23 protein-coding genes are annotated in these 22,336 nt (G+C 62.3%); all 23 read right to left on the reverse strand.

Annotated elements, in window-relative coordinates; all coding sequences use genetic code 11:
• Positions 1-9: 9 nt before the first annotated feature.
• The 23 genes from PYV55_RS07755 to PYV55_RS07865 all read right to left on the reverse strand — a co-directional run bounded on the left by PYV55_RS07755 (position 10) and on the right by PYV55_RS07865 (position 22,186).
• Positions 10-801, reverse strand: a complete 792-nt coding sequence (locus tag PYV55_RS07755; RefSeq protein WP_275850113.1) for an ABC transporter ATP-binding protein — start codon at positions 799-801, stop codon at positions 10-12.
• Positions 798-1,838, reverse strand: coding sequence for a branched-chain amino acid ABC transporter permease (locus tag PYV55_RS07760; protein WP_275850114.1), 1,041 nt, complete (start codon positions 1,836-1,838; stop codon positions 798-800). Before PYV55_RS07760 ends, PYV55_RS07755 begins: the two co-directional genes overlap by 4 nt.
• Entirely contained in the window at positions 1,838-2,710 is an 873-nt protein-coding gene (locus PYV55_RS07765; RefSeq protein WP_275850115.1) for a branched-chain amino acid ABC transporter permease, read from the reverse strand. Before PYV55_RS07765 ends, PYV55_RS07760 begins: the two co-directional genes overlap by 1 nt.
• A gap of 6 nt (positions 2,711-2,716) precedes the next feature.
• A complete protein-coding gene (locus tag PYV55_RS07770) occupies positions 2,717-3,877 on the reverse strand; it encodes an ABC transporter substrate-binding protein (protein ID WP_275850116.1) in 1,161 nt (386 codons plus the stop codon).
• Positions 3,878-3,998: 121 nt separating this feature from the next.
• On the reverse strand, positions 3,999-5,579 hold the full coding sequence (locus PYV55_RS07775) for a class I adenylate-forming enzyme family protein (protein ID WP_275850117.1): 1,581 nt from the start codon (positions 5,577-5,579) through the stop codon (positions 3,999-4,001).
• 84 nt (positions 5,580-5,663) lie between these two features.
• Positions 5,664-7,244, reverse strand: coding sequence for a class I adenylate-forming enzyme family protein (locus PYV55_RS07780; protein WP_275850118.1), 1,581 nt, complete (start codon positions 7,242-7,244; stop codon positions 5,664-5,666).
• Between the two features lie 27 nt (positions 7,245-7,271).
• Positions 7,272-7,718 (reverse strand): Zn-ribbon domain-containing OB-fold protein, encoded by a 447-nt coding sequence (locus PYV55_RS07785; RefSeq protein ID WP_275850119.1) that lies wholly within the window; start codon positions 7,716-7,718, stop codon positions 7,272-7,274.
• Between the two features lie 24 nt (positions 7,719-7,742).
• Positions 7,743-8,939 (reverse strand): thiolase family protein, encoded by a 1,197-nt coding sequence (locus PYV55_RS07790; RefSeq protein ID WP_275850120.1) that lies wholly within the window; start codon positions 8,937-8,939, stop codon positions 7,743-7,745.
• A gap of 8 nt (positions 8,940-8,947) precedes the next feature.
• The gene (locus tag PYV55_RS07795) at positions 8,948-9,472 is read right to left on the reverse strand and encodes an aromatic-ring-hydroxylating dioxygenase subunit beta (RefSeq protein ID WP_275850121.1); all 525 of its coding nucleotides are present in this window, start codon (positions 9,470-9,472) and stop codon (positions 8,948-8,950) included.
• Between the two features lie 105 nt (positions 9,473-9,577).
• Complete coding sequence (locus PYV55_RS07800) at positions 9,578-10,849, reverse strand: aromatic ring-hydroxylating oxygenase subunit alpha (RefSeq protein WP_275850122.1); 1,272 nt, start codon at positions 10,847-10,849, stop codon at positions 9,578-9,580.
• 88 nt (positions 10,850-10,937) lie between these two features.
• Positions 10,938-11,129: a 2-hydroxymuconate tautomerase gene (locus PYV55_RS07805; RefSeq protein ID WP_114482248.1), complete on the reverse strand. Its 192-nt coding sequence runs from the start codon at positions 11,127-11,129 to the stop codon at positions 10,938-10,940.
• Positions 11,130-11,158: 29 nt separating this feature from the next.
• Positions 11,159-11,950 carry a 2-oxo-3-hexenedioate decarboxylase gene (gene dmpH, locus PYV55_RS07810; protein WP_275850123.1) on the reverse strand — a complete coding sequence of 264 codons (792 nt, stop codon included), beginning with the start codon at positions 11,948-11,950 and terminating at the stop codon, positions 11,159-11,161.
• 9 nt (positions 11,951-11,959) lie between these two features.
• Positions 11,960-13,003, reverse strand: coding sequence for a 4-hydroxy-2-oxovalerate aldolase (dmpG, locus tag PYV55_RS07815; RefSeq protein WP_275850124.1), 1,044 nt, complete (start codon positions 13,001-13,003; stop codon positions 11,960-11,962).
• Between the two features lie 11 nt (positions 13,004-13,014).
• On the reverse strand, positions 13,015-13,926 hold the full coding sequence (locus PYV55_RS07820) for an acetaldehyde dehydrogenase (acetylating) (RefSeq protein WP_144732034.1): 912 nt from the start codon (positions 13,924-13,926) through the stop codon (positions 13,015-13,017).
• Positions 13,927-13,958: 32 nt separating this feature from the next.
• Positions 13,959-14,741 carry a 2-oxopent-4-enoate hydratase gene (gene dmpE / locus PYV55_RS07825; protein WP_275850125.1) on the reverse strand — a complete coding sequence of 261 codons (783 nt, stop codon included), beginning with the start codon at positions 14,739-14,741 and terminating at the stop codon, positions 13,959-13,961.
• A gap of 259 nt (positions 14,742-15,000) precedes the next feature.
• The gene (locus tag PYV55_RS07830) at positions 15,001-15,495 is read right to left on the reverse strand and encodes an aromatic-ring-hydroxylating dioxygenase subunit beta (protein WP_275850126.1); all 495 of its coding nucleotides are present in this window, start codon (positions 15,493-15,495) and stop codon (positions 15,001-15,003) included.
• A gap of 2 nt (positions 15,496-15,497) precedes the next feature.
• Complete coding sequence (locus PYV55_RS07835) at positions 15,498-16,814, reverse strand: aromatic ring-hydroxylating oxygenase subunit alpha (protein WP_275850127.1); 1,317 nt, start codon at positions 16,812-16,814, stop codon at positions 15,498-15,500.
• A 148-nt stretch (positions 16,815-16,962) separates the two neighbouring features.
• Positions 16,963-17,907, reverse strand: a complete 945-nt coding sequence (locus PYV55_RS07840; RefSeq protein WP_275850180.1) for a catechol 2,3-dioxygenase — start codon at positions 17,905-17,907, stop codon at positions 16,963-16,965.
• 91 nt (positions 17,908-17,998) lie between these two features.
• Positions 17,999-19,453 carry a 2-hydroxymuconic semialdehyde dehydrogenase gene (locus PYV55_RS07845; RefSeq protein ID WP_275850128.1) on the reverse strand — a complete coding sequence of 485 codons (1,455 nt, stop codon included), beginning with the start codon at positions 19,451-19,453 and terminating at the stop codon, positions 17,999-18,001.
• 32 nt (positions 19,454-19,485) lie between these two features.
• Complete coding sequence (locus PYV55_RS07850) at positions 19,486-19,917, reverse strand: GlcG/HbpS family heme-binding protein (RefSeq protein WP_275850129.1); 432 nt, start codon at positions 19,915-19,917, stop codon at positions 19,486-19,488.
• A gap of 14 nt (positions 19,918-19,931) precedes the next feature.
• The gene (locus PYV55_RS07855) at positions 19,932-20,876 is read right to left on the reverse strand and encodes a catechol 2,3-dioxygenase (protein WP_275850130.1); all 945 of its coding nucleotides are present in this window, start codon (positions 20,874-20,876) and stop codon (positions 19,932-19,934) included.
• A gap of 1 nt (position 20,877) precedes the next feature.
• Positions 20,878-21,318 (reverse strand): 2Fe-2S iron-sulfur cluster-binding protein, encoded by a 441-nt coding sequence (locus tag PYV55_RS07860; RefSeq protein WP_275850131.1) that lies wholly within the window; start codon positions 21,316-21,318, stop codon positions 20,878-20,880.
• A 25-nt stretch (positions 21,319-21,343) separates the two neighbouring features.
• On the reverse strand, positions 21,344-22,186 hold the full coding sequence (locus tag PYV55_RS07865; RefSeq protein WP_275850132.1) for an alpha/beta fold hydrolase: 843 nt from the start codon (positions 22,184-22,186) through the stop codon (positions 21,344-21,346).
• Positions 22,187-22,336 lie beyond the last annotated feature (150 nt).

The following is a 22,336-nucleotide window of genomic DNA, read 5'->3' on the forward strand; positions in this document are numbered from 1 at the left end:
TAGGGGGATTCATTTGGTGCCCAGGTAAGCGGCAATCACGTCTGGATCGCGCGCCACCTCGGCCGGAGTGCCCTGCGCGATGCAGCGGCCATAGTTGAGCACCACCACGTGGTCGGACACGCCCATCACGAGTTTCATGTCATGCTCGATCAACACCACCGTGATGTGCTGCGCGGCCAGGCGTTCGATGATGCGCCCCATCTCGACTTTTTCGCTCGGATTGAGCCCCGCGGCGGGTTCGTCGAGCAGCAGCAGGCGCGGCGTGCGGATCAGCGCCCGCGCGAGTTCCAGCCGCTTGAGCGCACCGTAGGACATGGCGTCGGGCAGGCTGTCGGGCGAAACGTCGAGTCCCACCAGGGCGAGCAGCTCCTGCACCTTGTCGCTCAGCTCGCGGTCGCGCCGTACGAGCGCAGGCAGACGCAAAATTCCGGCCCAGAGTCCGCCCTGCAGACCGACGTGCGCGCCCAGCAGGATGTTTTCGCGCACCGTCATGTTGCGGCATATCTTGAGGTTCTGGAAAGTGCGGCAGACGCCCAGCGTGGCGAGCGCATGGGGCGCCAGCGTGGCGGTGTCGTGGCCGTCGATCAGCACTCGCCCGGCGCTCGGGCGGTAAAGGCAGCTCACGATGTTGAGCAGCGTCGTCTTGCCTGCGCCATTGGGGCCGATGAGCGAGTGCACATGCCCCTGACTCAAGGAAAACGTAACGTCCTCGAGCACCTTGGGGCCGCCAAAGTCCTTGTGCACGCCTTCGAGGCGCACGATGTCGTCTTCTGCCGCAAGGCTTTGCAGGACGGCGCTCATGTGCCTACCCCCGGGTGCGCAGTGCGGCGCGTGAGCCAGCGTTCGCGCAGCGTCGGCACGATGCCGCGCGGCATGAGCAGCACCACCGCAAACAGAATGCCGCCCACCACCAGGGTCTCGTACTCGGCCGCCTTGGCCAGCAGATGCGGCAGCAGCGTCACGATGCCGGCACCCAGCACGGCCCCGGCGATGGAGCCTATGCCACCCACCACGGCCATCATCAGGAATTGCACGGAATGCAGAAACGAAGCCGCATCCGGCGTGACGAAACCCGAGTAATGCGCATACAAGGCCCCCATGAATCCGGCAATCGCCGCAGAAAACACGAAGATGCGCACCTTGTAGCTCTGCACATCGACGCCCATGGTGGTGGCAGCAATCTCGGCGTCGTGCAGCGCGCGCAAGGCGCGCCCTGCCGGAGAGCGCAGCAGATTGACCGAGGCGAGCACCGTCAGCACCAGCACCAGCAGCAGCACGCCGTACCAGGCGGCATCGCCTTGCAGGGTATGGCCTGCGAGCGTGAGCGGGTTGACGGACATGCCGTCCGGCCCGCCGCTCCACTGCGGCTCGTTGCGCAACACGATGCCAAGCAAAAAGCCCACACCCAGCGTGGCCACCGCGAGGTAATAGCCCGACAGCTTGAGAAACAGCCGTCCCACGAGCCAGGCCAGCAGCACCGTGCCGCCAACGGCACAGACGATGGCCAGCAGCACCGGCCAGTTCTGCATGGTCGAGAGATACGCCGACAGATACGCGCCGCTGGCAAAAAATGCCGCATGGCCCAGGCTCAGCTGCCCCGTGGTGCCTATCATCAAGGTCAGCGACACGGCCACGGCGGCGTTGATGAACACCAGGTTGGCCACCGCCAGATAGAAAGGATTGGGCACCAGCAACGGAAACGCCACCGCAGCAAGCAACGCAAGGGCCGCGAACCACGCCGTGCGCGCCGCACCCTGCCTGGCGCCACGGGCGGCGCCTTCACCCGCGTGCCCCTTCGAAGGTTTACCCGCAAGGGCCATAGATTCCATCACTCCCATCACACACGCTCCACACGCCGGCGGCCAAACAAGCCAGTGGGCTTGACCATGAACAGCAGCACGATCATCACGAAAGGCACGGCATCCTTGTAGGCGGACGACACATAGCCCGCCGTCATGGCTTCGGCCAGGCCGATCGCAAAACCGCCGAACACCGCTCCCCAAGGGCTGCCCATGCCGCCGATGATCGCGGCGATGATGCCTTTGAGGCCCACCATCACGCCCACGTCGGCATAGGTGTAGGTGATGGGCGCGGTGACGATGCCACCGATCGCGCCCAGCACGCCCGACAGGCCAAAGGCCAGCAGCAGCACACGCTTGACGTCTATGCCCATGAGCTGCGCAGTGGTCGGGTCCAGCGAGGCGGCAACAAAGCCGCGCCCGGTGCGGCTGTGGCGAAAAAACCAGGCCAGCCCGGCCAGCACCACGGCCGTGATGCCCATCACCCACAAGGCCTGCGGCAGTATCGTGGCACCGCCAATGCGCAAAGGCTCGCTGCCGCTGAACGCCGGGATCGAGCGCGTCTGCGTGCCCCACAACGCATGGGCCAGACCGCGTAACATGATGCCGAAGGCCACCGTGAGGATGATCACCTGCAGCACCCCCGAACGCTGCAGGGTGTAGGTGAACACCCGCTGCAGCAGCAAAGACACCACCAGGCCCGCGAGCACCGCGAGCAGCACGGCCAGCCAGAAGGGCATCTGCGTCTGCAGCAGCACGGCCGTGACCATGCCACCGATCATGACCGACTCACCCTGGGCAAAATTGAGCGCTCCGCTGGCGTTGTAGATCAGCGTGAAGCCCAGCGCCACCAAGGCATAGCGCGCCCCCTCCGTGAGGCCCGAGGACAGAAACTGAATGAAAGCGTCCACGCGCACTTACTCCAACAGCTTCCAACGCCCATCCTTGACCTGCACGATGCGCAGCGATGCGGCCGTCAAGCCCACGTGATCCGTCGGGCTCATCTTGAAGGGCCCGGTCACGCCGAGCACAGAGCTGGCTTCGATCGCGTCGCGCAGCTTGGCCGGATCGACGCTGCCGGTGCGCTGCACGGCCTCGCGGATCAGCAGCATGGCATCGTGCGCATTGCCGGCAAAGAACGATGGAACCTCACCGTACTTGGCCTGGTAGGCCTTGACATAGGCCTGCACCACACCCTGCTGCGGGTTGCTGGCGGGCAGCTGATCCCACACCAAGATGGCGCCATTGGCCATCACCATGTCTTCCGCAGCAGCGCCGGCGAGCTTCACGAAGGTATCGGACGCCAGCGCGTGCGTGCCGTAATGCGGCAGGGGAATGCCCAATTGCTTGTAGTTCTTGGTGACGATGACGGCCGGCTCGCCGAAGCCGCAGTTCAGGATCGCCTGAATGCCCGGCGCCTGGCGCAGGTTGGTCAGTTGCGCGGTCATGTCGGTGTCTTTGGCGTTGAAAGACTCCTCACGCACGATCTTCATTCCTCTTTTGGGAGCAACCTCCTGCGCCGCGGCCAGGCAGGCCCGCCCGAAGGCGTCCGTGCCTGCGATCACACCCACGTTGGCCAGACCACGTTTGCGCATGTGGTCGTAGAGGCGCGTAATGGCCATGGCATCCGTCTGGTTCATCTTGAAGACGAACTTTTTCACAGGGTCGATGATCACCGTTCCGCCGGCGAGCGACAGCATGGGCACGCCTGCGCGCTCGACCAGCGGTGCGGCCGACATCGTCGTCCCGGTGGTAGAGCCGCCGATGATCACCTGCACGCCGTCGTTGTCGAGCATGCGCTTGATGAGCGTGTTCGCACGCGGCGGGCTGGATTCGTCGTCATAGCGGAACAACTCGATCTTGCGGCCATCGATGCCACCGCCGGCATTGATCATGTCCACGTACATTTCGACCGTCTTCATGGCGCCCGCGCCCAGGTAGGACGCTGGGCCAGTCACGGAAAGATACGCCCCGATCTTCAGGGGCGGCTTGGCCTGCGCCCAGGCAGTGGTGCCGAGCAGCGCCGAAGCGGCCAATGCCAGCGTGGCCGCCAGGCGTGTGGTGAAACGGTTTTTCATCATGGTCTCCTTGAACTTTGGATGTGAAGCGTTCTCTCTGGCCCCTCCGGAGAGAATCGCATTGGGCTATCTCGCCGGGCGCAAGTGGCGCGCACCTGCTCCCGGAAACTTCTTTTCCTTTTTATTCGACCTGCGTGCTCCAAGGCACGAGTCCCGGTTCAGAACTGAGCCAGGCCTTGATCTCGTTTTTCTTGAGCTTGGCGTTCGAGGTCTTGGGCAGCGTGTCCACGAACACCACGTGCTTGGGTGTCTCGGGGCGGCTGAGCTTGCCGTGGCAGAAGTCGATGAGCTCCGCCGCCGTGGCTTGCTCGTGCCCTGCACGCTTGACGACCGCTGCGACCACGGCCTCGCCCCATTCGGGGTGCGGCACGCCGACCACGGCCACCTCTTCGACCGCCGGGTGCTCCACCAGCACGGCTTCGACCGTGGTCGGGAACACGTTTACGGCGCCCGTGATGATCAGGAACTTCTGGCGATCCATCAGATACAGATAACCGCGTTCATCGAGACGGCCAATGTCGTTGGTGCGCAGCCAGCCATCGGGCAGGGCCTCGGCCGTGGCTTCGGGCAGGTTGCGGTAGCCTTTCATCAGCGTGTTGCCGCGCAGCCAGATTTCGCCGCTTTCGCCAATCGGTTGAATTTTTCCTTCAGGGCTGCGGATCGTGCAGTCGTAGTGGATGCCGATGCGCCCCACAGATTTCAGCAGGCCCGGCTCTTCACGTAGTGCTTGTTCATGATCCTTGTCTGTCAAAAAGCTGATCCAGCCTGCCGTGGCCTCGGTCATGGCATAGGTTTGCACCAGTGCCACTTTGAAGACATCTTTCGCTTCGCGTATGAGCTTGGGCGTGGCTGGGGACGAACCATAGATCACCATGCGCAACGAAGACAGGTCATAGACCGGGTTGGCACGCACCTCAGCGATGGCGCGCTGCAGCATGGTCGGCACAAGGAAACCCGTTGTCACCTTGAAACGCTTGATGTCGTGGAGAAAGTTCTGCAGTTGGAAGACGCCGTCGGGCAGCACCATGGTCATGCCGTTGCCCAGGCCGAGCACCAGCAACATCACAGCCACCCAGGCCGAAGCCGCGGGTACATACCACACGTCATCCGTGCAGAAGCCGAACTGGATCAGCGAGTGCAGGATGCAGTTGGCGCCGCCATCGTGCGTGAGCAGCACGCCCTTGGGCACACCCGTGGTGCCCGAGGTGTAGCTGATGAACAGCACGTCGTCGCCCGCAAGCGCTGGCCAGACGGGCTCGCCCTGCGCCTGCGCGAGCAACTGCTCGTAGTCCAGCGGCAGGCCGTGGCCTTCGCCGTAGCCGATCAGCGTGATGCCCAAAGCGGCGATCTCGCCCAGGTGCTCTGCAATCAGGTGCTTGCAGCGCCCCTGCACGAGCAGGTACCTGGTGTCGCTGTCTTTGAGCACGTGCAGCATTTCGGGCCAGGCGTACTGGGTGTTCAGCCCGACGCGCGGCGCGCCTATCTTCATGCAGGCGAAGAAGTGTTCATACACTTCAATGGTCTCCTGCGTGAGGATGGCGACGGTATCGTCCTTGCGATGGCCGAGCTTTTGCAGCGCCACGGCAAAGCGGTCGGAGCGCTCGTGCATCTGGCGCCACGTGGCGCTGCGGTCGCCGCACAGGTAGGCGGTCTTGTTCGGATAGTTCTGCGCACAGCGCCGAACCATGTCACGGGGAAGCATGAGTGATGTCTCCTTTATTTTTCTGGCAGGCAGGCCACTCAACAAAGATTTTTCTTTGGCGCCGCCTGCAGTCGAGGCTTCCGTTTATTCGACCTGCGTGCTCCAGGGCACGAGTCCCGGTTCGGAGCTGAGCCAGGCCTTGATCTCGTTTTTCTTGAGCTTGGCGTTCGAGGTCTTGGGCAGCGTGTCCACGAACACCACGTGCTTGGGCGTCTCGGGGCGGCTGAGCTTGCCGTGGCAGAAGTCGACGAGCTCCGCCGCCGTGGTTGGCTCGTGCCCTGCGCGTTTGACGACCGCTGCGACCACGGCCTCGCCCCATTCGGGGTGCGGCACGCCGACCACGGCCACTTCTTCGACCGCAGGATGCTCGACCAGTACGGCTTCGACCGTGGTCGGGAACACGTTTACGGCGCCCGTGATGATCAGGAACTTCTGGCGATCCATCAGATACAGATAGCCTCGTTCGTCCAGGCGGCCGATGTCGTTGGTGCGCAGCCAGCCGTCGGGCAGGGCCTCGGCCGTGGCTTCGGGCAGGTTGCGGTAGCCCTTCATCAGCGTGCTGCCGCGCAGCCAGACCTCGCCCACTTCGCCCGGGGGCAAGATGGCGCCCTCGCCGTCGCGGATGGTGCAGTCGTAATGGATACCGATGCGACCGACCGATTTCAGCAGGCTCGGCTCTTCGCGCAGCGCGAGGTCGTGGTCCTTGTCGGTGAGATAGCTGATCCAGCCGCCCGTGGCCTCGGTCATGGCGTAGGTCTGCATCAAGGCCACCTTGAAGGTGTCCTTGGCATCACGGATGAGCTTGGGCGTGGCCGGGGACGAGCCATACATCATCATGCGCAGCGAGGAGAGGTCGTAGACCGGGTTGGCTCGCACTTCGGCAATGGCGCGCTGCAGCATGGTCGGCACGAGCAGGCCCACGGTGACCTTGAAGCGCTCCACGTCGTGCAGATAGTTCTGCAGCTGAAATGCGCCGTCGGGCAGCACCATGGTCATGCCGTTGCCCAGACCGAGCGAGGTCATCATGACCACGACCCAGGCCGAGGCTGCCGGCATGTACCACACATCGTCCGTGCAGAAGCCGAACTGGATCAGCGAGTGCAGGATGCAGTTGGCGCCGCCATCGTGCGTGAGCAGCACGCCCTTGGGCACGCCGGTGGTACCCGAGGTGTAGCTGATGAACAGCACGTCGTCGCCCGCAAGCGCCGGCCAGACGGGCTTGCCCTGCGCCTGCGCGAGCAGTTGCTCGTAGTCCAGCGGCAGGCCGTGGCCTTCGCCGTAGCCGATCAGCGTGATGCCTAAAGCGGCGATGTCGCCCAGGTGCTCTGCGATCAGGTGCTTGCAGCGCGCCTGCACGAGCAGGTACCTGGTGTCGCTGTCCTTGAGTACGTGCAGCATTTCTGGCCAGGCGTACTGGGTGTTCAGACCCACGCGCGGCGCGCCTATCTTCATGCAGGCGAAGAAGTGTTCATAGACTTCTATGGTTTCCTGCGTGAGGATGGCAACGGTGTCGTTCTTGCGATGGCCGAGCTTTTGCAGCGCTACGGCAAAGCGGTCGGAGCGCTCGTGCATCTGGCGCCAGGTGGCGCTGCGGTCGCCGCACAGGTAGGCGGTCTTGTTCGGATAGTTCTGCGCACAGCGCCGAACCATGTCACGGGGTAGCATGGAAAAGGGTCTCCTTTTATCTTCAGCTCAAGCCGCCATGGGCTTGCTTTGGTTTACGGTGGTGCGGTCCGTTTTGCGTCCGGCAGTGTGTGCCGCGCGACTGCGCGCAGTGCGGAAAATCAAGCCCTTGTCGTCAAAATCGGCCTTGAGAGTCATGCCCACTTGCACACTCTCGGGTGCATCGGTCTCGATGCGGCAAATCAGGCGCGGGCCTTCTTCGAGCTCGACTAGGCCATGCACCAGCGGCACAGGAAAGTCGGGCGAGTAGGCGCGGCGCGTGACCGTGTAGGACAAGAGCTCGGCCTCGCCGCTCGCACGCTGCCAGCGCACGTTGGCGTCTTGCTGGGCGCACCAGCCGCGCTCGTGGTAGCCCAGCGCGGCGCCGGTCTTCTGGTTGACGGCAATCAGCAGCTGCTTTTTGGCGATGCCGGCGAGGAACTCCTCGTCATAGCGGTGCAATTCGATGGCTTCCATTCGGTTTTCTCCAGGTGGGCACGCTCAATTCAGTTTTTGGTGCGGGCTCACCAGCACACAGGTGTGGTAATCGAGGCAGCCACCATTGCCGCTGACGAGGATCAGGTCGTTTTTGGCTTGGCGCTCGCCGCCGGCGCCACGCGCCTGGATCACGGCCTCGGACAGCGGCGTCATGCCTTGCAGGTAAAAGCCCGACAGATGACCGCCACCCGTATTGACCGGAAGCTTGCCGCCCGGCGCGGTGTGGCCGCGCTCGACGAAGGCACCGCCCGCGCCGCGTTTGGCAAGGCCGTAGCCTTCGAGGCTCAGCACGCCGGCGTAAGAAAAAGCGTCGTAGAACTGGCACTGCGTCACGTCGCGTGCCGTGACGCCCGCGCTGCGGTACGCGGCCTTGCCCGCCTGCACCGCGCCCGTCAGCACTTCGGGCTCGTCGCCACGCAGGCCCGAGCGACCGCGGTGACCCTGCCCCATGCCATGGATGTAGGTGGGTGGTTTGGGTGCATCGGCAGCGCGATCCGCCGAAGTGACCACGAGCGCGATCGCCCCGTTGACCGGAAAGCAGCAGTCGAGCACGCGAAACGGCTCGACCACGTAGGGCGAGGCCAAATAGTCCTGTAGCGTGATCGGCTTGCGCAAAAAAGCCTGCGGATTCAGCGCTGCCCATTGGCGGCAGGCGATGGCGTAGGCGCCGAGCTGCTCCGGCGTGGTGCCGTACAGCGCCATGTGCCGGCGCGCCGCAAGGGCATAGCCCGCCGTCGCGCCCAGAAAGCCCTGCCGGGCCTCCCAGCTCTCGATGCCGGACAAGGGCATGGCCAGGGCGAAGGTGTCGCCGCCGCCCTTGCCCTTTTCCTTGATCGGCGTGTCAGAGAACACGCAAACGACTGCCTTGGCAAGCCCAGCAGCTACGGCCAGCGCAGCATACTGCACCATCTGCACCGCCGTGGAGCCTTCCGAATCCAGGGCGGCGAGCAATGACAGGTCGCGCAAGCCGATGTCGTTTTGCATGCGCAGCGGCAGTTCTTCCGTGTGCGCGGTGGGGCTTTTGTTCAGCAGCAGGCCGTCGATGTCCTTGACCCGCAGGCCGGCATCGGCAATCGCCGCGAGGATGGCCGATGCGGCCAGCTCGCGCACGCTGCCTATGGGCTGGCGCGACATGGCGCTGAAACCCAAGCCCGTGATGGCCGCCTTCGCCTGGGGCTTTTTCGTCGAAGATTTCGCCATGGCGGGCATCAGATGATGAATGCCAGGCTGGGCACGTCTTCCTCGCCGTTGACGAGCATGACCTTCTTGAAGAACATGCCCAGGCTGCCGTCGGCGCGGCGGCGCAGGTGGTATTCAACGCGGCCAGGCCAGACTTCCAGCTTGCCCGTGGAAGACTTGCGCAATTCGTAGAGCACGAAGTTGCATTGCGCTTTCCAGCTGTCGTCGGACAGACGCTGCACCTCGATGTTGCTGAGCAGGCGGCGCATGGGCGACACCGGCACCTGGGCGTGGCGCTTGCCGGTGGCCAGCTGCGCGACGCGCGTACGCAGGCGCGAGCGGTTGTCGGCGATCATGGAGACATGCTTGTTCATGTCGAAGTCGCCCTCGCCCAGCGGCACCCAATAGACCATGTCGTCCTCGACCAGCGCCTCCCATTCGAGGTAGCGCGACTCATCGGCAAGGCGCGCTTCCTGGTAGAGGAAGTCGCACACCATGCGGTACTCGCGCTCGCTGACCGGGCTGGTCGCGGTTTGTTCTTTCGTGGCTGTCATAGTTGTCATGTCAACGCTCCTGGTGCGCGCCGCATCGCGGCGCGCGGTGATGGATGAAGGAAGAAATAGGAAATGGGGTGGTCTTTCTGGTGGATCACCTGGGTCTCAGGCCGTCTCCGTCATGACCTTCTTGTAGTGGTTCCAGAAGCCGCGGTTGGTCGTCTCGTCGCTGATGTGGCTCACGACCACGCCCATGTCATCGACGTGCTCGCGGTTCAGGCCGCGCGAGAGGTCGAGCCAGGCGTCTTCGCCGCGCAGGGCGATCTGCTGGCGCTCGGAGATCACGCTGTCGTCGGCAAGCAGGAAGGCGGCCGGTCCCATGGCGCCTTCGGAATTGCGGATGATGCGCGCGTTGATTTCGTCGGAGGCGCCTTCGAGCAGCATGGGCGTGTGCCACTGAACGCACTCGTGCGCGTTCACGGGCTGGAACATGACGATGTTCATCTCGCCGAGGAACAGGTTCGGGAAGATGGCCGCATGCGGAGGGCCGTCGCGCAGAATCTGGTCGGCTTTGGCGTCACCATGAAAGGCTTTCATCTGCGCCATGTAATCGGGGTAGCGGTCGGCGCTGGTGTTGAGCCACTCCAGATACCGCTTGTAGGTGGGCGAGAAATACAGCTCGGTATGGCCGTTACCCCAGTCCTTGGTTTCCGACTTCAGGCTTTCTTCCGTGGCGATCACGGCAGAGTCATACTGCGAGCGGATCACCTGTGCGAACGAGGCGTGCACGTCGTTGACGTGGTAGCCGTCGGTGTCGTTTTCGGGCAGCATCTTCCAGTTCGAGGCAAAACGCTGCTTGGCCCAGCCGGCCGTGAGCTTGATGCGGCCCGTGGGCGACATGTCGCAGGAGCGGTCGAGCAGAACCTTGGCACGCCCCAGGTGTTCGGACAGCGGCGGCACGTCGTCCTTGAAGCTCGCGAACACGAAGCCGCGGTAGCTCTCGGTGCGCAGGCTGCGCACGCCCAGCTCGGACTTGTCTTTCTTGAAGCCGCCTGGGTAGGGCACGTCTTTGAGGTTACCCCCGAGGTCGAACACCCAGCCGTGGTAGGCGCAGGTGAAGTATTTCTCTTTGCCGTGCTTCTCGACGCGCAGCATGTTGCCGCGGTGCGTGCAGCGGTTGACCAGCACGGCGATCGAGTCGTCGCGCTGGCGCACCATCAGCACTTCTTCGAGGCCCAGCGTGCGGCGCACGTATTCACCAGCGCTCGGAATTTCGGAGTCGTGGCCCACGAACACCCAGCCGCTGTGGAAGATTTTTTTCATCTCCTGCTCGAACAGCGCCTCGTTGGTATAGACGCTGCCGCGGATGCGGTCTTTTTCAATCAGGGCTGCCACGTCCGGGGCAGAGTTGAGACTAACAGTAGTTTGGGTGGTCATGACACTCTCCTTTCAACGGCCGACATTGGCCCTCAGACAAATGAAACTTCTGACGGCGAGTGCGCCACCCAGGCACACTCGCCTCCATTTAGCGCCCCAGGTCCTTGGCGCTGACACCCGCGATGCCCCAGTTTTCCTTGGGCATGTCGTGGATCCATACGCGCACGTTTTCCTTGGGTGCACCCAGCGCTTCTTGGAGTGCCTGGGTCACCTTTTGGATCACAGCGCGCTTTTGCTCTTCGGTACGACCCTCGAGCAGGTAAATCTGTGCAAATGGCATGGAAAGCTCCTTGGCAAAAACCGCGCGAATCAGACGAAGCGCAGCCCCACGCTGCCCAGGTTTTGCACCTTGAGCGTGACAGCGTCGCCGGCCTGCACGGCCACGGCTTCGGTGATGCCGCCCGAGAGCACCAGGCTGCCCGCCGGCAGCTCCTGGCCGCGTGCGGCCAGGTGGTTGACCAGCATGGCCACCGCAGCGGCCGGGTTGCCGACCACGGCGGCGCCGGCACCAAAGGCCACGGGCACGCCGTTTTTCTCGAGCACCACGCCAAGCGTGCGCAGGTCGAGGTCTTGCGCATCCGCGATGCGGCTGCCGACCACGAAGCGCGCGGCCGAGGTGTTGTCGGCGATCACGCTCTTGGCGTCGAACTTGAAGTCGCGGTAGCGGCTATCAATGACTTCGATACCGGCGAGCACGAAGTCGCACGCCGCGAGCACGGCACCCACATGGCAGCCCGGCCCTCTGAGCGCGGTCTTGGTGACGAAGCAGATCTCGGGCTCGACCTTCGGGTGAATGAGTTCGCTCACCTTGATGGCCGCGCCCTCGGGCACCGCGAACTCATCGACGAGAAAGCCGAACACCGGCTCGCTCACGCCCATTTGCTTCATCTTGGCAAACGAGGTCAGCCCGGCCTTGTAGCCGACCACACGCGCGCCGCGCGCCGTCTTGCGCGCGAGCACGGCGTCCTGCACGTCGTAGGCGTCGTCCCAGTCCATGCCGGGGTGCTGGTCGGTGATCTTGGGTGTGTCCTGCGCCTTGAGCTGGCAGTTCTCGAGGTGCTCTGCCAACTGGGCGATGGCAGCTTTGTCCAATGTGCTCATCGCCGCTCCTCAGGCTGCCTTGGCGGGGATCAGGCCGCGTTCCTTGGCCATGGTCAGGGCCGTATCCTCGATCATGTCTTCCTGGCCGCCGACCATGCCGCGCCGGCCCAGCTCCACCAGGATTTCGCGCGCAGGGATGCCGTACTTGGCCGCGGCGCGCTTGGCAAACAGCAGGAAGGAGCCGTACACCCCCGCATAGCCTAGCGTCAGCGCGTCGCGGTCGATGCGGATCGGGAAGTCCATGATGGGCACCACCAGGTCTTCAGCCACGTCAGTGATTTTGGCCACGTCCACGCCGGTTTGAATGCCCATGAGGTCGCACACGGCGATCAGCACTTCCATGGGCGTGTTGCCGGCGCCGGCACCCAGGCCCGCCGCCGCCGCATCGATGCGCCGTGCACCCACTTCGATCGCCGCAATGGAGTTGGCCACACCCATTGCGAGGTTGTGGTGGCCGTGAAAGCCGAGCTCGGTTTCGGGCTTGAGCGCATCACGCACCGCGCTCAGGCGCGCCTTCACGCCGTCGGGCAGCAGGTGGCCGGCGGAGTCGGTGACGTAGATGCAGTTGGCGCCGTAGCTCTCCATCAGCTTGGCCTGCTTGACCAGACCTTCGGGGCTGTTCATGTGGGCCATCATGAGGAAGCCCACCGTGTCCATGTCCATCTTGCGCGCCATCGTGATGTGCTGCTCGGACACGTCGGCCTCGGTGCAGTGCGTGGCCACGCGGATGGTGTGCACGCCCAGCTCGCGCGCCATCTTGAGGTGATCGACGGTGCCTATGCCTGGCAGCAGCAGCGCCGAGACCTTGGCCTGCTTCATCAGCGGAATGACGGCGGACAGGTATTCCTCGTCGGTGTGCGCGGGAAAGCCGTAGTTGACGGAGCTGCCACCCAGGCCGTCGCCGTGCGTGACTTCGATCAGCGGCACGCCGGCTGCGTCGAGGCCGCAGGCGATGCTCTTCATCTGGTCGAGCGTCATCTGGTGGCGCTTGGGGTGCATGCCGTCACGCAGGGTCATGTCGTGGACGGTGATTTTGGTTCCAGCAAGATTCATGGTGTTTCCCTTCAGGCGGCAACGGGTTCGAGGGTCAAAGCGCCGCGGAGGATTTCTTCAGCGAACATTTCGGCGGTGCGCGCGGCGGCGGCGGTCATGATGTCGAGGTTGCCCGCATACTTGGGCAGGTAGTCGCCCAGGCCCTCGACCTCGAGGAAGATCGAGACGCGCTTGCCGTCGAACACCGGGCCGTTGACCAGCTTGTAGCCGGGCACGTACTGCTGCACTTCTTTGATCATGGCGTGGATGGACTCGGTGATCCTGGCCTGGTCAGGCTCGGTCTCGGTCAGGCAATGCACGGTGTCGCGCATGATCAGCGGCGGCTCGGCCGGGTTGATGATGATGATGGCCTTGCCCTTCTTGGCGCCGCCGACCTGCTCGATCGCCTTGGCCGTGGTGCGCGTGAATTCGTCGATGTTCTTGCGCGTACCCGGCCCGGCCGAACGGCTCGAGACGGTGGCGACGATCTCGCCATAAGCCACGGGCTGCACACGCGCCACGGCCGCCACCATGGGGATGGTGGCCTGGCCGCCGCAGGTGACCATGTTGACGTTCATCTCACGCCGGCCCACGTGCTCGCGCAGGTTCACGGGCGGCACGCAAAAGGGGCCGATGGCTGCGGGCGTGAGGTCGATCATCAAGGCGCCCTCGGCATTGACCTTGCGGCTGTTCTCAGCGTGCACGTAGGCGCTGGTGGCGTCGAAAACGATCTGCACGCCGTCGGCTTTGAGGTGCGGCACCAGGCCATCGACACCCTCGGCGGTGGTCTTGATGCCCATCTCGCGGGCTCTTTTCAGGCCGTCGGACTCGGGGTCAATGCCCACCATCCACACGGGCTCGAGTACCGGGCTGCGTTTGAGTTTGGCCAGCAAATCGGTGCCGATGTTGCCAGGCCCGATCAAGGCGCATTTGATTTTCTGCATGAAAACTCCGTCAATGAAAAATGAGATGGTGCTCAGCCAAAACGCACCGAGCAGCTGCCCAGCCCGCCAATATGCACCGCAAAATGGTCGCCCGCCTGCGCGGGGCACATGGCGGCAAGCGCGCCCGAAAGCACGACTTCGCCGGCCTTGAGGCCGATTCCGAGGCGCCCCAGCGTGTTCGCAAGCCAGGCCACTGCGTTCACGGGCGAGCCCAGCGCCGCAGCACCCGCACCGGTGCCGATGACTTCGCCGTTTTTCTCGAGCACCATGCCGCAGGTGATGAGGTCGATCTTGCGCGGATCGACGGCGGCGCTGCCGAGCACGAATACCCCGCACGAAGCGTTGTCGGCCACGGTGTCCTGGATTTTGATCTTCCAGTCACGGATGCGCGAATCGACGATCTCGAAGCAGGGCATCACGAAGTCGGTCGCGGCCAACACGTCGGCATTGCTCACGCCCGGGCCCATGAGGTCTTTCTTGAGCACAAAGGCGATTTCGCCCTCGGCCTTGGGCTGGATCAGCGAAGACATCGGTATGGTCTCGCCGTCGCTCACGATCATGCCGTCGAGCATGTAGCCGAAGTCGGGCTGGTACACGCCCAGCATGTTCATGACGGCTTGGCTCGTGACGCCAATTTTTTTGCCAACGACGCGCTCGCCCTTTTCCAGGCGGCGGGCGATCATGCGCTGCTGTACCTGATAGGCCTCATCCACGGTGATATCAGGATGCCGAGATGTAAGCGGCACAACGGTCTGGCAAGCCACCAGTGCCTCGTATAGCTCGTCGCCGAGCTGGGTGATGAGTGCTTGATCCATAAGGGTCCTTTCCATTTTCATTCAGCAAAAAATCGACCGTTGGTTCTCGTTGGCGCTGCCTCATATCGACAGCTCATTGCATTTTTCGAACCTATATTTTCCCGGCGGGTATAGGGAAGCTTGCAAGAATCACTTACCCCATCCACCCAGCACGCCCCAAAAAAACATGTCTGCAGCTGAAAACAAAATTATCTTCCGCGATTGAAGAGCGAACGGGCGCCGAGATATTGAACCCCTGGGTTATTCATCCCCGGGTATATCAAAGGTTATAAATATCGAGAACTGTCGGAATCAAATCGTTCATCACGACGATTTTTTTCCTCCCGATGCGCATACCTTTTTCATCGTCCAGGATTTGATAATGATAGGTGCCATAAAAGACCGTGGATTCCCCTTTGCGGTACGCATAGCTCACCCAATTGGCGGTGACCGCGAATCCCCGCTCATTTTCAGCAATCTGTATGTTGCTGAGCATATGACACGTGCGCGGAAGCGGAGTTGATGCTGCCGACGCGCCCGTGCGGAGCCTGAACACCCGGTCTTCCAGGCCGCTGCGCCCGTTGTAATACATCAACGAAATTTCCGCTTGCGGATCGGTGGTGAGTTCGTACTCCGAATCCCATGCGGGAACCCAGAAATCGACTCCCTCGTCAAACATTGCCAACCATTTATCCCACTCACGGTCGTCCAGATAGCGCAACTCTGCAGCGATGAAATCTTGGACACGAATCCTGTTTTCGAGTGCAACGGTCATATTCATTCTCCTTTCAAGCCCATAAGTTCGAGCCAGCGTTTATGCTGGGCCACGAAAATTCCCTCATCTTCAATTTTTGCGCCACTGTGCGCAGGATTGATGCCAAGCTCCTTCGCGAGATCATCGGGACCTTCGATTTCGTGGGCCATTCCCCTGGACATGTCGCTCCAACGCATGGCCCTGTGCGCGTTACAGCCAATTTGCGTTTCCGAAAATTCGGTCAGATCATCCGGAGTTGCCATTCCACTGGCGTTGAAAAAGTCCTCATACTGGCGGATCCGGTGCGCACGTGCCGCCGGAGCCTCTCCTTTGGGCGCAAAACAGTAAATCGTGACCTCGGTTTTATCAGCAGCAATCGGACGGAAGACGCGGATTTGGCTGCTGGTTTGATCCATGAAAAACACGTTGGGATAAATCAAAAGATTCCTCAACCTACCCACGGCCCAGTCCGCCTTTGCCTTCCCCATCGAAGCCACCAGTTGGTCTTTGACAGGGAAAAGTGGACGATCCTGTGGGTTCGTCCAATCTGACCAGATGATAGTGTGGCCATTTCCCAAATCATAGAATCCACCGCGGGCGTTTGGCAGATCACCCACATTCATGGCTTTGGTCTTATGCCCTGCGGTCGTTGACTTCGCGCGATGTTGCAGCGTTTGCACATAGTTCCCATGCGTAGCAGCTACATGGTATCCATCAACGCCATTTTCCGCTTGCAACTTCCAATTCCCGTTGAATGTATAGGTCGAACTCCCCTTGAGAACTTCCAAACCGTTGGGTGACTGCTCAGCCAAAATATCGATGAAGGTTTTGGCGTTTGCCAGGTGGTCTTCAATGGGCTCGGCGGCGTCATTCAACGTCACAAAAATGAAGCCCTTGTAATTGGCAACCCTCAACTTCTTGAGTCCGAGTTTTTCTTTATCGAACTCTTCTGGATAGCCAGCGTCTTTTTCATTCATGGGGGCAATCAGGCCACCAGTTTCATCGAAGGCCCAACCGTGAAAAGAGCAGACAAAATTAGCGCGCGCACCTTTTGAGACGCGAGCAAGCGTGGCGCCACGGTGCGAACACACGTTGACCATTGCGTTGATATCGCCCTTTTTTGTGCGATTAACGATGATCGGTATGCGCCCCACCCATCGAGTAACGAAGGAGCGTGGCTTTTCAATTTCGCTTTCATGAGCGGCGTACACCCACACTTTTTCCCAGATCCGGGAAAACTCCATTTCGAAAAGGTCGGGATCGGTGAAAATGTCCCGACTGACTCTCCGCACACCATTTTGGGCATGCTCCAGGTACGGTAGCTCTTTGACAGCACTCATGTTTTACTCCTTGGTGGGTTGTTTATGACGTGATTCAGCGAACATTTTTTAACTGCCACGCCAATCATTTTGGTTACATCTAATATCTCATCCACACGGCACGCAGCGTTCGACTAGTTGACGTTTTGCGGAGCCCATGGTGCGGATGTCAGGTATAGACATCCGTAAAGGCGGCGTAGGGTTCACCCGAATGGAACAAAATTCCACGCCACAAGCTATCTTCGGTCCAGGTGTTTATCGGCCGATCCGGCTGGGCGAGGTAACCCAAACCGGCAAATGTCTCGTTACGATTGCCGCTGGGATCGAAGAAATAGACCGTTTCGCCACGGGTGATGCCATGCCGGGTGGGTGCGAGATCGATCTTGACCTTATTTTTCGCCATGACGTCGGCTGCTTTGAGCACGTCGTGCCAGGAGTCCAGGAAGAAGGAAATGTGGTGCACGCCGGCTTTGGGCCCGGGGAGGAATGCAATGTCATGCGGTTTGGTGGCCCGAAACATGAAGGCCACAGCCTGGATCGAGGCATTCGGCCCCACCAGACCTTGCTCACTCAAGTGGAAGTCCAGGCAGTCCGTGAAGAACTTCACATTGTCCGCAATGTGGTTCACATTGCTTTGCGGATTCAATTCGCACACCAGCGCCAAGTGATCCAGCCACTTCACCCCCGCACCCTTGACGTTATCCGGCCAAGGATCTGGATTCACCGAGCCCACTTCGGTGCCCACGCATTCCTTTTGGGCATACAGCCGCATTTCATGGCCGCTGGGGATGTGGAAGCGCAGCATGCGTCCAGTCGCCGGCAGATTGCCTTCCGGCAGCATGTCGGTGTGGATGCCATAAGCCTCGATTCTTTTTTGGAAAGCATCCAAATCGGCATCCTGCTCTACCTTGTACGCCACATGATTCAGGCCCGCCTGGTCGGCCGGTGTCAGGATCACCGAGAACTTATCCCATTCATCCCAACACTTCAGGTAGAGATTGCCGTGCTTGTCTTCCATGGTCGTTTTCATGCCAAGCACGTTTTCGTAATGCTTACGTGCAGCCTCGGTATCCATGACACGCATGCTGACATGGCCAATTCTTAAAATACCCATTGACAATCTCCTTTTCAATTTGCCTGAGGTTTCACTCAAGCTTGGGATTTACTCTTTTGCACAGTGCATCCGCACAAAAGAATGTTAAAAATTAAAGTTTGATACACACGTTCTTCAGCTCGGTGTAAAACTCGAGCGAATGCACGCCGCCCTCGCGCCCTATGCCAGACTGCTTGGCCCCGCCAAAGGGCGTGCGCAGGTCGCGCAGGAACCAGCTGTTGACCCAGGCAAGGCCCACCTCCATGCGCTGCGCCACGCGGTGCGCGCGTGCGAGGTCGCGCGTCCAGATGGCCGTGGCCAGGCCGTAGTCGTTGTCGTTGGCCTTGGCGAGCACCTCTTCTTCGCTGTCAAAGGGTGCGATGTGGCAGCAGGGGCCGAACACCTCCTCCTTGAGCACGCGCGCCGTCTCGGGCAGGCCCGTCCAGATCGTCGGCTGCACCCAGCTGCCTCCCGCGAGCTCGCCCGGCATGTCGGGCACGCCGCCGCCCGTGACCAGCGTCGCGCCCTCTTCGAGCGCAAGGCGGTAGTACGACAGCACCTTGGCCTGGTGCTCTTGGCTGATCAGCGGCCCCATGTTGGTCGCGGCGTCTTCGGGGCGCCCGAGTTTGAGGCCTTCGGCGCCTTTTTTGAGCGCGGCGACGAAGCGCTCGAAAAGCGGCCGCTCGACATAGACACGCTCGGTGCCCAGGCACACCTGGCCGCAATTGGCAAACACCGAGCGCATGGTGCCCTCGATGGCGGCGTCGAAGTCGCAGTCGGCGAACACGATGGCGGCGTTCTTGCCGCCCATCTCCAGGCTGACGGGGCGCGCGCCTTTGGCGGCGGCCTTCATGATGACTTCGCCGGTGCGTGTTTCGCCCGTGAAGGTGATGGCGTTGACCTGCGGGTGGCTGGTGACGTATTCGCCGGCCGAATCGGGGCCGAAGCCGTGCACCACGTTATAGACGCCGGGCGGAATGCCGGCCTCGTTCATGACCTCGCCGAGCAGTGCTGCGGTCTGCGGGGTTTCTTCGGAGGGCTTGACGACCACCGCATTACCGCACGCGAGCGCGGGGCCGACCTTCCAGGTCATGAGCAGCAGCGGCAGGTTCCAGGGACAGATCACGCCGACCACGCCCACGGGGCTGCGGTAGCCGTAGTTGAGCGCGCCGCGCCCGTCGGGCGTGGCGGTTTCGAAAAATTCGGTGGGGACGTTTTTCACCACGTCCGCAAAAATCTTGAAATTGGCCGCCCCGCGCGGGATGTCGATGTGGCTCGCCAGGCTGCGCGGCTTGCCGGTGTCTTCGCACTCAGCGGCCAGAAATTCCTCGAACCGACGGTTGATCCCGTCGGCCACGGCGTACAGACGCTCGACCCGCTCGGCCACGCTCATGCGGCCCCAGGGACCGCGCAAGGCCGCACGCGCCGCGGCCACGGCGGCATCGACCTCGGCTTTGCCGGCCTCATGTACCTGCGCGATGACCTGGCCCGTGAGGGGCGAGCGCTTTTCGAAGGTTTTGCCTGTGGCGACGTAGGCACCGTCGATGAAATTCGAGATTTGCTTCATATCAAGGAGGGGATCTGAAAAAACAGAGAGATCTACAGCCCTATGGCAGACAAACCGGCGCGCGCGCAGTCTTCGTCCTGCGCGGCCGAGCCGCCCGAGACGCCTATGCCGCCGATCAGCACACCGGCTTCGCGGATGGGCAAGCCGCCGCCGAACACCACCAGGCGCGGGCGCTGCGGCAGGCCTATGCGCAGGGCTTCTTCGTCGCCGATCAACTCGAGCCACTGCGCCGTCGGCACGCCGAAGCTCGCCGCCGTGTAGGCCTTGTCGATGGCGATGTCGATCGAGTGCAGCGGCGCGCCGGGCATGCGCAAAAAGGCCATCAGCAATCCTGCGGGGTCGGTGATGGCGACATTGATGCGTATGTCCAGCGCTTGCGCATGCGCTACCACCGCCTGCACGGCGGCAGCGGCGGCTTGGCAGGCGATGGCGCGCGCGCCCACGCTCAAGGGAAGTTCAGCCATGGCGCGGGGCGGAATCAGGTATAGACGTCCGTGAAGGCCGCATATGCCTCGCCGGTGTGGTACAGGATGCCACGCCACATCTCGTCACCCGTCCAGGTGGTGACGGGGCGATCGGGCTGCGACAGGTAGCCCAGGCCCGAGAAGGTTTCGTTGCGGTTGCCGCTCGGGTCGAAGAAGTAGATCGTGGTGCCGCGCGTCACGCCATGGCGGGTCGGTGGCAGGTCGATCTTGACCTTGTTCTTGGCCATCACGTCGGCGGCCTTGAGCACGTCGGCCCAGTCTTCGAGATAGAACGCGATGTGGTGCAGCCCCATGCGCGGGCCGCCGACGAAGGCGATGTCGTGCGGCGTGTTCGAGCGCGAGAGCCAGGTTGCAGCCTGGATGCTGTTGTCAGGCCCGACCATGATCTGCTCGACCAGCTTGAAGTCCAGGCATTCAGCGACGAACTTGGTGGTCTCGGCGACCTTGTTCACGCCAGCTTCGGGGTTGAGCTCGCACATCAGCAGGCAGTGGTCCAGCCAGTGCACGCCCGCGCCCGTGATGTTGTCGGGCCAGGGGTCGGGGTTGACCGTGCCAACTTCCGTGCCCGCGTACTCCTTCATGGCGTACAGGCGCATGTCGTGTCCGCTGGGCAGGTGGAATTGCAGCATGCGCCCAGTGGCGGGCAGCGTGCCTTCAGGCAGGACTTGCGTTTGGATGCCGTAAGCCTCGATGCGCTTTTGCAAAGCGTCGAGGTCGGCATCGCTTTCGACCTTGTAGGCCACGTGGTTGATGCCCGCCTGATCGGCAGGCGTGAGGATCAGCGAGTATTTGTCCCACTCGTCCCAGCACTTGAGATAGACATTGCCTTGCTTGTCTTCCATGGTTTTCTTGAGGCCCAGCACTTTTTCATAGTGCTTGACGGCCGCGGCCATGTCCATCACCCGCAGGCTGACGTGGCCGATTCGCATGATGCCCATTTCAGGTCTCCTTGACATTTGCAGTTGCACAATCTGACGCGCCGAGCTTTGCCACGCCAGCACTCCACGAAAACCCTGGGGCCTTCCCCAAGGCCTTTTTCAACCTGCCCAGCACCTCGACCTCGACGTTCGCGAGCGGTGCCACGCGGCAGGCAAGACAAATTCCTTGGGCTTCTTCTTCGACGCTGACATGCGCACGACTCATGGGCCCGACGCGGCGCACACTGCCCGCGCTCACCTTGACCTTGCAGACACCGCAGCCGCCGCCCAGGCAACCCACGGGAATGCCTTTGCGGCCTGTGCGCGCCATGCCCTGCAACAGGGTTTCGGTTTCGGCGCAGAGATAGCCGGTTTCTTGCGCAGTCTCAGCCGCGCGTTGTTCGATGCGCACCCAGTGCTGGCCCGCAGCGTCGGTGGCGGGATGGGCTGTCTTGGCGCTCATGGCTGCAGTCCTTGCGTACCCGCGCTCACGCGGCGTCGGCCTCGGCGAGGAAGTTGCCCACCAACTGCGCGAAGCGGCTGGCATGTTCGATCTGCGTCCAGTGCCCACAGCGGCCGAACACGTGCAGTTGCGAACGCGAAATCCATTGCGACAGGCGGATGGAGTTGCTCACCGGGATCACCTGGTCTTCGCGCCCATGAATGATCAGTGCCTCGTGCGGCAACGCGCGGATGTCTTCTTCCTTGCTGGCCAGTGCTTCGACCCAGCGCTGGCGCGGTGCAGGGAACATGGACGCATACGACTCCTGAAAGCCGGGCTGGATGCTGGCCTCATAGCGCAGGCGCGCAAGCTCATCGCTGACCAGGTTGCGGTCGTGCGCGAACCAATCCATCACTTTGCGCATGTTTTCAAACGATGGGGTGTAGCCCCAAACGGCGTCGAGCGCGGGCGTGAGTTCGAAGGGCACACCGGCTGCGCCCATGAGCACAAGCCGGCGCACGCGCTGTGGATGGCGTATGGCCAAAGCCAGCGACAGGGCGCCGCCAAACGAATTGCCCACCAAGTCCACCTGCGGCAGACCCAGCGCGTCCATCAGCCCCACGGCCTGCTTCACCCAGTTGTCCATCGAATACACGGCGCCCTCAGGGCGATCGGTAAAGCCAAAGCCGGCCATGTCGGGCGCGATCACGCGGCGCTCTTTGGCCAACACGGGCATTACCAGGCGCCAGTTGGCCCAGGCGCTGACGCCGGGGCCCGAGCCGTGGATCAGCAGCACCGGGAACCCTTGGCCCAGGTCGTGGTAGTTGGTGCGCAGCCCGGCTGCAACGATGCTCTTGCCGATTTCGGGGGAGGGAGAAGTGGTCGTCATGGGGAGTGATGTGTCAGGAGGATGAACAAAGGGCCGTCGCACGTCGAATGAATGGCTGAGCGCCACGCTCACAGCGGGACGGAACCAGAGATTTGGTACTAATGTTGATATTTTTACCCATCTGATCGAAGAGGGGCGCTAGTGAAAACC

This window comes from Extensimonas soli, assembly GCF_029211265.1.
GTDB lineage: Bacteria > Pseudomonadota > Gammaproteobacteria > Burkholderiales > Burkholderiaceae_C > Extensimonas > Extensimonas soli.

What these genes read in the sequence shown, in the direction of transcription:
- PYV55_RS07755 (WP_275850113.1), bottom strand. Translation starts at nt 801, where the DNA reads ATGAGCGCCGTCCTGCAAAGCCTTGCGGCAGAAGACGACATCGTGCGC.
- PYV55_RS07760 (WP_275850114.1), bottom strand. Translation starts at nt 1,838, where the DNA reads ATGGGAGTGATGGAATCTATGGCCCTTGCGGGTAAACCTTCGAAGGGG.
- PYV55_RS07770 (WP_275850116.1), bottom strand. Translation starts at nt 3,877, where the DNA reads ATGAAAAACCGTTTCACCACACGCCTGGCGGCCACGCTGGCATTGGCC.
- PYV55_RS07775 (WP_275850117.1), bottom strand. Translation starts at nt 5,579, where the DNA reads ATGCTTCCCCGTGACATGGTTCGGCGCTGTGCGCAGAACTATCCGAAC.
- PYV55_RS07780 (WP_275850118.1), bottom strand. Translation starts at nt 7,244, where the DNA reads ATGCTACCCCGTGACATGGTTCGGCGCTGTGCGCAGAACTATCCGAAC.
- PYV55_RS07785 (WP_275850119.1), bottom strand. Translation starts at nt 7,718, where the DNA reads ATGGAAGCCATCGAATTGCACCGCTATGACGAGGAGTTCCTCGCCGGC.
- PYV55_RS07790 (WP_275850120.1), bottom strand. Translation starts at nt 8,939, where the DNA reads ATGGCGAAATCTTCGACGAAAAAGCCCCAGGCGAAGGCGGCCATCACG.
- PYV55_RS07795 (WP_275850121.1), bottom strand. Translation starts at nt 9,472, where the DNA reads ATGACAGCCACGAAAGAACAAACCGCGACCAGCCCGGTCAGCGAGCGC.
- PYV55_RS07800 (WP_275850122.1), bottom strand. Translation starts at nt 10,849, where the DNA reads ATGACCACCCAAACTACTGTTAGTCTCAACTCTGCCCCGGACGTGGCA.
- PYV55_RS07805 (WP_114482248.1), bottom strand. Translation starts at nt 11,129, where the DNA reads ATGCCATTTGCACAGATTTACCTGCTCGAGGGTCGTACCGAAGAGCAA.
- dmpH (WP_275850123.1), bottom strand. Translation starts at nt 11,950, where the DNA reads ATGAGCACATTGGACAAAGCTGCCATCGCCCAGTTGGCAGAGCACCTC.
- dmpG (WP_275850124.1), bottom strand. Translation starts at nt 13,003, where the DNA reads ATGAATCTTGCTGGAACCAAAATCACCGTCCACGACATGACCCTGCGT.
- PYV55_RS07820 (WP_144732034.1), bottom strand. Translation starts at nt 13,926, where the DNA reads ATGCAGAAAATCAAATGCGCCTTGATCGGGCCTGGCAACATCGGCACC.
- dmpE (WP_275850125.1), bottom strand. Translation starts at nt 14,741, where the DNA reads ATGGATCAAGCACTCATCACCCAGCTCGGCGACGAGCTATACGAGGCA.
- PYV55_RS07830 (WP_275850126.1), bottom strand. Translation starts at nt 15,495, where the DNA reads ATGACCGTTGCACTCGAAAACAGGATTCGTGTCCAAGATTTCATCGCT.
- PYV55_RS07835 (WP_275850127.1), bottom strand. Translation starts at nt 16,814, where the DNA reads ATGAGTGCTGTCAAAGAGCTACCGTACCTGGAGCATGCCCAAAATGGT.
- PYV55_RS07840 (WP_275850180.1), bottom strand. Translation starts at nt 17,907, where the DNA reads ATGGGTATTTTAAGAATTGGCCATGTCAGCATGCGTGTCATGGATACC.
- PYV55_RS07845 (WP_275850128.1), bottom strand. Translation starts at nt 19,453, where the DNA reads ATGAAGCAAATCTCGAATTTCATCGACGGTGCCTACGTCGCCACAGGC.
- PYV55_RS07850 (WP_275850129.1), bottom strand. Translation starts at nt 19,917, where the DNA reads ATGGCTGAACTTCCCTTGAGCGTGGGCGCGCGCGCCATCGCCTGCCAA.
- PYV55_RS07855 (WP_275850130.1), bottom strand. Translation starts at nt 20,876, where the DNA reads ATGGGCATCATGCGAATCGGCCACGTCAGCCTGCGGGTGATGGACATG.
- PYV55_RS07860 (WP_275850131.1), bottom strand. Translation starts at nt 21,318, where the DNA reads ATGAGCGCCAAGACAGCCCATCCCGCCACCGACGCTGCGGGCCAGCAC.
- PYV55_RS07865 (WP_275850132.1), bottom strand. Translation starts at nt 22,186, where the DNA reads ATGACGACCACTTCTCCCTCCCCCGAAATCGGCAAGAGCATCGTTGCA.